Genomic DNA, 9363 nt, shown 5'->3' with positions numbered 1-9363 from the left:
GGTCGCGGGACTCGGGGTCGCCGGCGCGCTCGGGGCGTTCTCGCCTGACCCGGGACCTACGCCCACCTCGCAGTCCTCGCCCTCGCCGAGCGGGTCACCGACGCCCTCCCCGACCTCGGAGGCGACCAGCGCGCCGACCGACCCGAGCGCAGACCCGACGTCGCCGACGAACATCCCGCCCGCACCTACCGACAGCAGCACTGCCGGGACCGGTGACACGACCGGGACCGGCGGCGGGTCGCCCACCGACGGCACGACGCCGGTCGGCTCGACGCCGGGCACGACGACCCCGGGTGGGTCCACCGACCCCGGCGCCGGCACACCGACGCCCACCGACCCGGGGACCGGGACGCCCGGGCCGACGGACCCGGGAACACCCGAGCCCGCGCCCGCGGCGCTCGAGCTGTCGCTCGCCCCGGTCTCGCTCGCGGCACGGGTCCCGGCGGATCTCGTCATCACCGCGTCGAACTCCGGCGGGCGAGCGGCGGAGGAGGTCTTCGTCGACCTCACCCTCCCGGCCGGTGTCTCGACCCCCGGCTCGTCGCTCGTCGCGCGCGGCACCGTCGTCGGCGGCCCCCTGTCGACAGCCTCCCTCCCGTGCGGCAGCGCGGTGCCGCAGTCGGACGGGACGAGCCTGGTCACGTGCTCGGTGGGCGTCCTCGCGCCGCGGGCGACCCAGGACCTCTCGGTGCAGGTGCGTGCCGACTCGGGCGGTGAGTACGCCTTCGCCGCGTCGCTGCGCGCCAAGGGCGTCGAGCCGTCACGCCGGTCGTTCCCGCCGACGAAGGTCTCGTACTGGGGCGCAGAGCTGCGGGTCACCGCCGATCCCACGCTCGCGTTCGACAACCCTGGGGACGCGACGCTGCGACTCTCCCTGCGCAACAGCGGCGACGAGCCTGCCGTGGAACCGCGCGTGACCGTCGACCTCCCGGACGGACTGAGCCTCGTCGGCGGCGGCCCGAGGGGATGGAGCTGCGAGGGAGGCGACGGGGCCGTGACGTGCGCCTCGCCGTCGGGCACGACGCTCGCCCCGCACGCGACGGTCGACGTCCCGGTGCTTCTCCTCGCGGACCTCGAGACCGTCCCGGACGACCTTCCCGACCTCCAGGTTCAGGCGACGGCGGGTGGCGCCCGCTCGGGCACCGCGTCCGTCGACCCGGCCGTGGACGACTACTGGGGAGGCGCCGCCGACGGTCTGCGCGGGGACGACGGGGAGCCCCGCGGCGTCGTGCCGCAGTGCACCGCGACCGAGAAGGGCGACGTCGCGTCTCTCGTCGCGACGTACACCAACACCACGGCGTACGACGACCTCGACGTGACGGTCGAGGCGGCGGGGTCGAGCGCGACGAGGACCGTCGGTGCCGGGCAGGTCGCGAAGATCCAGGTCGACGACGGCGTGCGCTACCCCGCCGGGCGTGCCGCCGTCGTGCTCTCGACGAACGTCGCGGGCGAGAGGTTCGAGCACCGCCTCGACGCGGGCCCGTTCGACGCGCTCGACTGCTGGACGCCGCCGCCGTGGCTGACCGCTGCCGACGTGCACGTCGCGGCGGACAACGACGGCGGCACGGTCCGCTGGACGGCGAGCGTCGTGAACGGCACGGGCGAGAAGCTCGACGTGCGCCTGCTCGCGCCCGACAACGGCACCTGGTCCGGGGTCGCGGACTCGGCGGCGATCACGCCCCTGGCCGACCGCGCGACGGGCGACCTCGTCCTCGACACCGGGCTGACCCATACGGTGCGGGGGAACGCGGTCCTGCGCCAGTACCGCTGGCACCAGGACGACGACGGCGACGGCAAGGGCTACCAGAGCCTGCTGCCCGTCCTCCTCGAGGCGCAGCGGATCGCGCCCGACGTCCCGGGGCCGTCGCTCGGCCAGTGCCGGTTCGACCCGGAGACGGACACGTCGGGGGCCGCGGCGTCGCTGGTCTACGACAACTCGGCGTCGACCCTGCCGGTGGTCTTCTCGGTCGACGGGCGCCCTGGGCTCTCGAAGACGGTCCCGGCGGGAGGGACGGCGGAGGTCGAGCTGCCCCGCGCCGGCGCGCAGGCGGCCACGTACGCGGTCCGGTCCGACGGCCGGGAGATCGGTCCTCGTACGGTCCGCGCCGTCGACTGCTTCCGGTGGTCGGTGACGGGCAGCGCCACGACGCGCTGGTCCGCGGAGTCCGGGTCCTTCGTCGTCGAGGGGACGTTCCGCAACACGCACGCCGTGACCCTGATGAGCGTCGTCCTGGACGCCGGTCGCCACGGCTCCACCGACGCCGTGAAGGTCGCGCCCGGTGCGGAGGCGTCGTTCGCGCTCGACACCGGTTCGCGTGACGTCGCGGCAGGTTCGGTCACGTTCCGTACCTCTCGCGTCGACGCCCCGGGCACGGAGCAGCACGAGGTCCGCGCGTCCTACGACGCGGCGCGCCACGCGCCGTCCGCGTCGCGTGCGCCGTCCGTCGGGGAGTGCGTGTTCGACGCCGAGACGGACACGTCGTCGGCGCCGGTGACGGTGCACTACGACAACTCGGCGTCCACGGTGCCGGTGGAGCTCTCGGTCGCCGGTCGCGACGATCTCACCGCGACGCTGGAGGCCGGCGAGGTGCGCGACGTCGTCGTGCCCGGAGGCGTGGGCGCGACGGGTGCGGCGTTCGAGGTCCGCGCCGACGGCTTGACCATCGCCCGGCACGACGTCGCCGGTGTCGACTGCTTCGAGTGGAACGTCTCGGGCAGCGCGACGGCGCGCTGGTCCGCGGAGACCCGGTCGGTCGTCGTGCAGGGCGAGCTCCGCAACGGCCACGCGACCACGGCGCTGCGCGTGACCATGGACGGCGACGAGCTCGGCGTGACGAAGGCCGTGGACGTCGCTCCGGGCGAGACGGTGACGGTCTCGCTCGACGCGGGCTCGAGCGACGTCGCGGCCGGCGAGGTCGTCTTCCACGCGACGCGGCTCGACGGGTCCGGGCGGTCGCACCCCGTGACCGCCTCGTACGACGCGGCCCGGCACGCGCCCGCCGTGGGCTCGCCGGTCGTCGGGAAGTGCGTGCTCGACCCGAAGACCGAGCTGTCCTCCGCGACGGTCTCGCTGCGCTACGACAACACGCGCTCGACCGTCCCGGTCGTCTTCTCGGTCGAGGGGCGGAAGGACCTGACCCGGACCGTCGACGGCAGCGCGGCCGTGACCGTCGACGTGCCTGGAGGCGTGGGCCGGGAGCCCCTGCGGCTCGCGGTGCTCGCCGACGGCGCGCCGCTCGCGAGCCATGATGTCGCGGCCGTCGACTGCTTCGACTGGAAGAAGGTCGCGCACGCGGCCGACGCGGAGACGTCCTGGGTGGTGGCCCCTGGGACCGGCGTCGGCACGTCCGTGGTGACCGGCACGTTCCGCAACCCGTACGCCGCGACGACGCTCCGTGTCGGGATGTCGACGCCGCACGGTGACGCCGCCCCGGTCGAGGTCGCGCCGGGTGCCGAGGCGACCTTCACCGTGGACGCACAGGCGCTGTCCGTCCCCGCCGGGACGGCGACGTTCTCGGTCGAGCGCGCGGCGCCGTCGGGCCCGGGCGGGGAGACGGTCGAGGCCCGGTACCGCGCCCTCGCGTACAGCCCCGAGTGGGCCCGGTCCGCGACGGTCGACGCGCGCTGGCAGGACGGCTCGGTCAAGCTCGTCGGCACGCTGACCAACGACTCGCCCGAGACGATCGACGTGGTCATGTCGGCCGCGGGCTACGGGGACTCGGGGCCCGCGCAGCAGGTCGCGCCCGGTGCCACCGCGACGTTCACCGTGGACACGCGCGCGCTGGACGTGGATCCCGGCTCCGTCACGTTCCGCCAGTCGCGCACCGTGCTCGGCACGGCCTTCACGGACGCACGCCTCACGGAGAGGTACCAGGGCGACCGTTACGAGCCGGACTGGTCGGCCGTCCCGACCGTGTCCGCGCAGTGCTCCGCCGGGACGGGTGGGGTCGTGCTCACCGTCGGTCTGCGCAACGACTCGGCCGAGGCGATGCACGTCGTCGCGCGCACGCCGTTCGGCGACCGCGACCTGGGCGACGTCGCCCCTGGAGCGAGCGTGCGAGGAGACGTCGCGGTGGGTGCGCTCGCCGTCAAGGCCGGGAAGGTCGAGCTCGAGCTGTCGCGCACGGTGCTCGGGGTGTCGTTCACCGAGACGCTGTCGGAGCACTTCGACGCGGTCGACTGCACGGTCGAGGCGCCGACGGCGAGCCTCGTCCTCGGCGACCCGTACTACGACGCGGCCCGCGGCCACTCGTACCGCGCGGTGTCGGTCCTGCTCGACAACTCCGGCTCGAACGTCCCGGTGACGTTCCGCGTCACAGGCCAGGCCAAGGGCGAGTGGACCGTCGCGGCCGGCGAGCGACGGACCGAGAGCCTGGGCGAGGCGCCCTGGTCCGGGGCGACCTACGTCGTCCACGCGGGCAGGTCGACCGAACAGCTCAGGGTCGACGACTTCACCGCGGCGCCCGCGTGCTACGCCGAGTGGGAGGCAGGCGTCTGGTACGACCACGACGCCGAGGTCTCCTACAGCGGCTGGAACTACACGGCGCGCAACGGCAGCGTCCTCGTGCGGCCGGACCGCGATCCGCTCGGGTTGTTCTGGCAGCGCGGGTCGCGCTGCGGCGAGGGCTGACGCCCCGCCGTCTGCCGGGGTGAGGGGCGGACGAGCGGGGCTACGGCAGCACGTCCGCCAGGGCGTCGTCCACGGGGCGGTCGCCGCCCACGAGGTCGAGCACGAGGCCGGCCGACCGCGGTTCGTGGAGGACGGCGGCGAGGACGAGCGCGACGTCGTCGCGCGTCACGTCTGACCTCTCGCCCACGGCGGCCCCGGGCTTGCGTCGCTTGCCGCGCGGCTTGTCGCCGTCCCCGACGGGTGCGAGCGCGACGAGGCCGACGCCGGGGTCGTCGGTGAGGTGGCCCGGGCGCACGATCGTCCAGGCGAGGTCTTCCCGCGCGCGCAGGTCGTCCTCGGCCGCGGCCTTGGCGCGCAGGTAGGCCCAGAACACGTCGTCGACGTCGTCGGGCCGCTCGTCGGCGCGCGCCGCCTCGACGCCGCGGGAGGAGAGGAGGACGTAGCGCCCGACGCCCGCGCGCTCCGCGGCGTCGGCGAGCAGCGCCGCGCCCGCCCGGTCGACCGTGTCCTTGCGCGGTGCTCCGCTCCCGGGTCCGGCGCCGGCCGCGAACACGACGGCGTCGACGCCCTCCAGCTCGAACGACACCGCGACGGCGTCGTCCTTCTCGAGGTCGATGAGCGCGACGTGCGCGCCGAGCTCGGTGAGGTCCGTGATCTGCGCGGCGGACCGCACGAAGGCGACGACGTCGTCTCCCCGCTCGACCAGGGTCCGGGCCAGGCGACGGCCGACCTGGCCGTGACCTCCCGCGATGACTGTGCGCATGGGCCGAACGTATCGCCGTGCGGGCGTCCGCGCCCGGCGAGCGTCGTCACCTCGGTCGCCCGGCCGGCGTGACGACAGGCGGGGTTGCGCTGCCGGGCGCGCGGTCCCCCACGTACCCCCACGTCGACCGCGGCCCGGCAGCGCTGGTCCTCAGGCGGCGTCCCCCGTGCCGCCGAGGACGACGGGGGTCTGCGGGTCGAACCGGTAGCCGAGCCCGCGGACCGTGGTGATGACGTGCTCCAGCCCGAGTTTCTCGCGCAGGCGGCGCACGTGGACGTCGATGGTGCGGCTGCCCGCGGCGACCTCGTGGTCGGCCCACACGGTCTCGAGCAGCTCGGCCCGGGTCACGACGCGGTGCGCCGTGCGGGCGAGGTAGGAGAGGAGCTCGAGCTCCCGGAACGTCAGACGCGCGGACCGGCCCTCGACCGTGACGGTACGGCCCGCGGGGTCGATGACGACGCGCGGCACGGGCGACAGCGTCGCGAGCCGCTCGCGGAACGCCGCGATGTCCTGCACGGGCGACGACGTCGCGGTCGTGGGCTCGGCGAGGGCGAGGGCCGTGTACGTCTCGGCGCTCGGCAGCCAGTCGCGGGCGAGCTCGCCCAGGGCCTCGGCGAGCTCGACGAGCTGCGCCTGCGGCTGCTCGCCCGGCGCGGCGTCCACGCCGACGTAGAGCACGAAGCCGGGGTTCCGGCGGGGGGCGGCGTCCGGCGCGGCCGGGCGGGCCGGCGCGACCGTGGCGTGCGGCGCGGCGGGGCGCTGCGGTGCGAGGGCTCGGGGTGCGGCGGCGCGCGTCGAGGTGCGGCGGGCGGGGCGGGTAGCGGTGAGCGTCATGGGTGGCTCCGGGTGCGTCGGGCCGACGGCGTCGCCGGGGAACCGGCGGGTCGGCAGGGGTCGAGGGCTGAACCGAGGTGCGGGAGAGGGTTCAGGCCTGACAACAGACGCACATGACCGCGCCCGGGAGCGCGCCGGACGGCGCGCTGGCGGGACGGGTCGAGGTGCTCACGGGAGCGAGCATGGCAGCGCACCGCGCAGTACGCCAAGGGGAGCGCGGGAACTTCTCAGCATGCGGACTTCCGGAGTCTCGCGTTCCGGGCTCGGGTTCGGACGACGGGCGGCGCGCCCGGGGTCGGTCGAGCGTGTCCGCGCAGGGAGGAGGGGTCAGACGACGCCGTAGAGGCGGTCCCCGGCGTCACCGAGGCCGGGGACGATGTACGCCTTCTCGTTGAGACGCTCGTCGACCGCGGCGACCACGAGCTGGACGTCCACGCGGTCGCCGACCGCGTTCTCCAGCACCTGGATGCCCTCGGGGGCCGCGAGCAGGCAGACCGCCGTGACGTCGCGCGCCCCGCGCGCGAACACGTAGTCGATCGCGGCGACGAGCGTGCCGCCCGTGGCGAGCATCGGGTCCAGGAGGAACACGTGCCGACCCGTGAGGTCGTCGGGGAGGCGGTTCGCGTACGTGACGGCCTCGAGCGTCTCCTCGTCGCGCTGCATCCCCAGGAACCCGACCTCCGCCGTCGGCAGCAGGCGCGTCATGCCCTCGAGCATCCCCAGGCCCGCGCGCAGGATGGGGACGACGAGCGGGCGGGGCTCCGCGAGGCGCACGCCGACCGTCGTCGTCACCGGCGTCTCGATCTCGTGCGGCTCGACCCGCACGTCGCGCGTGGCCTCGTAGGCGAGCAGCGTGACCAGCTCGTCGACGAGGAGCCGGAACGTCGGGGACGCCGTCTCCTTGTTCCGCAGGACGGTCAGCTTGTGGGCCACGAGCGGGTGGTCGGCGACGTGCAGGCGCATGGCGACAACGGTATCCGACCGCAGGCCCTCCCGTACCGCCCGGTAACCCGCCGCCGTCCGCGAGTTGTCAGCGCCACACCGGTCTATAGCCTGGTGAGGCGCTGACAGCTCCCCGCACCACCGAGCGGTCAGCACCTCGTCGCGGTATGGCGCGACGTGCCGCTGACACCTCGGAGGTCCCGTGCCCGACGACGTCGCTCACCCCGGCGACCCCGCCCACCCGGGCGGGGGGCCGGCGTCGGGCACCGTGGGGCCTGCGTCCGGCACCGGGCGACCCGCGTCGGGCACCGGGAGGGCTGCGCCGGGCGCGATGGCGGCCGGCGCCGCCCCGGAGCCGCGGGGGCTCGACCTGCCGTGGGCGGACGGGACGTTCCCGCCGGACACGGTCGCGGCACGCCGCCAGGTCTGGGACGCGCTCATGGGCCTCGCGCTGCACGAGGCGACCCACGCGCTCGCGAGCGACGACGTGCCGGTGGGTGCGCTCGTCGTCGGGCCGGACGGACGCCTGCTGGGCGTGGGGCGCAACCGGCGCGAGGAGACCGGCGACCCGACCGCGCACGCCGAGGTGCTCGCCCTGCGCCAGGCCGCCGCGACGCTGGGGGAGTGGCGGCTCGAGGGCTGCACGCTCGTCGTCACGCTCGAGCCGTGCGCCATGTGCGCCGGGGCGCTCGTCCTCGCGCGCGTCGAGCGGCTCGTGCTCGGCGCGTGGGACCCCAAGGCCGGCGCGACCGGCTCGGTGTGGGACCTCGTGCGCGACCAGCGCGCCAACCACGCCGTCGAGGTGGTCGGCGGCGTCCGCGAGGACGAGTGCGCCCACCTCCTGCGCGCTTTCTTCGCCGCCCAGCGCTGACGGTCACCCCCGCACCCCGCCGAGCACGACATGAGGGTCGTTATCCAGCGGATAGCGACTCCCAGGTCGTGCTCGACGCGGGCTCGTGTCGTGCTCGGTGTCAGCGGGGGAGGGCCGCGGCGAGCGTCGTCAGGGTCTCGGTGGTGCCGGCGTCGACCTTGAGCGTCGCGAGCGGGTCGCCGCGCGTCCAGCCGCGGTTGACGATGACGACCGGCTTGCCGGCCTTCGCCGCGTGCCGCACGAACCGCAGCCCGCTCATCACCGTCAGCGACGAGCCCGCCACGAGCAGCGCGTCGCCCTCGTCGACCATCGCGTACGCCCGGTCGACCCGCTCGCGCGGCACGTTCTCGCCGAAGTACACGATCTCCGGCTTCAGCACCCCGCCGCAGAACTCGCACGGTGCCGGGCGGAAGTGCGACGTCTGCTCGATCACGGCGTCCGCGTCCGGGGCGATCTCGACGTCCGCGACGTCGCCGATGCTCTCGATAAACCCCGGGTTCAGCGCCGTCAGCCGGTCCGCGAGGTGCTCGCGCGAGATGACGCGCCCGCACTGCAGACAGATCACGCGGTCGTACCGGCCGTGCAGGTCGATGACGTTCCGGCTGCCCGCGTCCTCGTGCAGCAGGTCCACGTTCTGCGTGATCAGCCCCACGAGCACCCCGGCGTCCTCCAGCCGCGCCAGCGCGCGGTGGCCCGCGTTCGGCTGCGTGCGGTGCACGTGCTGCCAGCCCACGTGGTTGCGCGCCCAGTAGTGGCGGCGGAACGCCTCGTCCTGCACGAACTGCTGGTACGTCATCGGGTTGCGCGGCGGCGAGTCCGGGCCGCGGTAGTCCGGGATGCCCGAGTCCGTGGACAGGCCCGCGCCCGTCAGCGCCGTGACCCGCAGCCCGCGCAGGAGCTGCACGGCGTCCTCCGCCGTCCCCAGCGGCGGCGCCGGCTCCGTGCCCGACGGCGGCGGCTGGCTCGGACGCCACGCGAGTCGCGAGGTCAGGGTCGGGACGGCCGACGGCGGCAGGTCCGCGGAGGACGTGGCCACGTGCGCGGGGGACGCGGTCGAGGGTTCGGTGGAGTCGCTCGGGTACGGCGCGGTCGGGTCGGTGGGCACGTCTCCCACGGTACGACGGCGCGAGGTAGAGCCGCGGTTGTGCGAGGTAGAGCCGTGGTTCTTGTGCTCGACGGCGTGTGGTTGGCCTGGGTGGTCGGGGTGGGTGGTGGTGCCGCGTCTACCATCCGCCGCTCGTTCCTCGCGGCTCCCGCCAGGCCCGCCACGACGCGGCACCACCACCCACCCCTCCCGACGTCGTCTCACCCTGGTCCGCCCTC

5 protein-coding genes and 1 pseudogene are annotated in these 9363 nt (G+C 75.1%); 2 read left to right on the top strand and 4 right to left on the bottom strand.

All coding sequences use genetic code 11. The features are described 5' to 3' along the window. Positions 1-4630 (top strand): annotated as a pseudogene (locus FB00_RS22305) (hypothetical protein); the annotation flags it as partial. A 40-nt stretch (positions 4631-4670) separates the two neighbouring features. Here FB00_RS22305 and FB00_RS07945 read toward each other — a convergent pair. From FB00_RS07945 to upp, 3 genes are all read right to left on the bottom strand, one after another. Then, the gene (locus tag FB00_RS07945) at positions 4671-5393 is read right to left on the bottom strand and encodes an NAD(P)-binding oxidoreductase (RefSeq protein ID WP_047232333.1); all 723 of its coding nucleotides are present in this window, start codon (positions 5391-5393) and stop codon (positions 4671-4673) included. Between the two features lie 150 nt (positions 5394-5543). Beyond that, positions 5544-6227 carry a winged helix-turn-helix domain-containing protein gene (locus FB00_RS21030; RefSeq protein WP_052877536.1) on the bottom strand — a complete coding sequence of 228 codons (684 nt, stop codon included), beginning with the start codon at positions 6225-6227 and terminating at the stop codon, positions 5544-5546. Positions 6228-6554: 327 nt separating this feature from the next. Next, complete coding sequence (gene upp, locus FB00_RS07935) at positions 6555-7190, bottom strand: uracil phosphoribosyltransferase (protein WP_047232332.1); 636 nt, start codon at positions 7188-7190, stop codon at positions 6555-6557. Positions 7191-7608: 418 nt separating this feature from the next. On the opposite strand from upp, the gene FB00_RS07930 reads away from it, so the two are divergent. Further along, entirely contained in the window at positions 7609-8040 is a 432-nt protein-coding gene (locus FB00_RS07930; RefSeq protein ID WP_047232388.1) for a nucleoside deaminase, read from the top strand. 100 nt (positions 8041-8140) lie between these two features. Here FB00_RS07930 and FB00_RS07925 read toward each other — a convergent pair whose 3' ends face one another. Beyond that, positions 8141-8965: an NAD-dependent protein deacetylase gene (locus tag FB00_RS07925; protein ID WP_047232387.1), complete on the bottom strand. Its 825-nt coding sequence runs from the start codon at positions 8963-8965 to the stop codon at positions 8141-8143. Between the last annotated feature and the right edge of the window lie 398 nt (positions 8966-9363).

The sequence above is a fragment of the Cellulosimicrobium funkei genome (genome assembly GCF_001019615.1).
Taxonomy (GTDB): Bacteria; Actinomycetota; Actinomycetes; order Actinomycetales; family Cellulomonadaceae; genus Cellulosimicrobium; species Cellulosimicrobium cellulans_E.
The sequence above is the reverse complement of the archived record's forward strand: the minus strand, read 5'-3'. Positions and strand labels throughout refer to the sequence as shown.

Bases quoted from the DNA above. Each gene is read 5' to 3' on its own strand.
- FB00_RS07945 (WP_047232333.1), bottom strand. From the start codon at position 5,393: ATGCGCACAGTCATCGCGGGAGGTCACGGCCAGGTCGGCCGTCGCCTG.
- FB00_RS21030 (WP_052877536.1), bottom strand. From the start codon at position 6,227: ATGACGCTCACCGCTACCCGCCCCGCCCGCCGCACCTCGACGCGCGCC.
- upp (WP_047232332.1), bottom strand. From the start codon at position 7,190: ATGCGCCTGCACGTCGCCGACCACCCGCTCGTGGCCCACAAGCTGACC.
- FB00_RS07930 (WP_047232388.1), top strand. From the start codon at position 7,609: ATGGGCCTCGCGCTGCACGAGGCGACCCACGCGCTCGCGAGCGACGAC.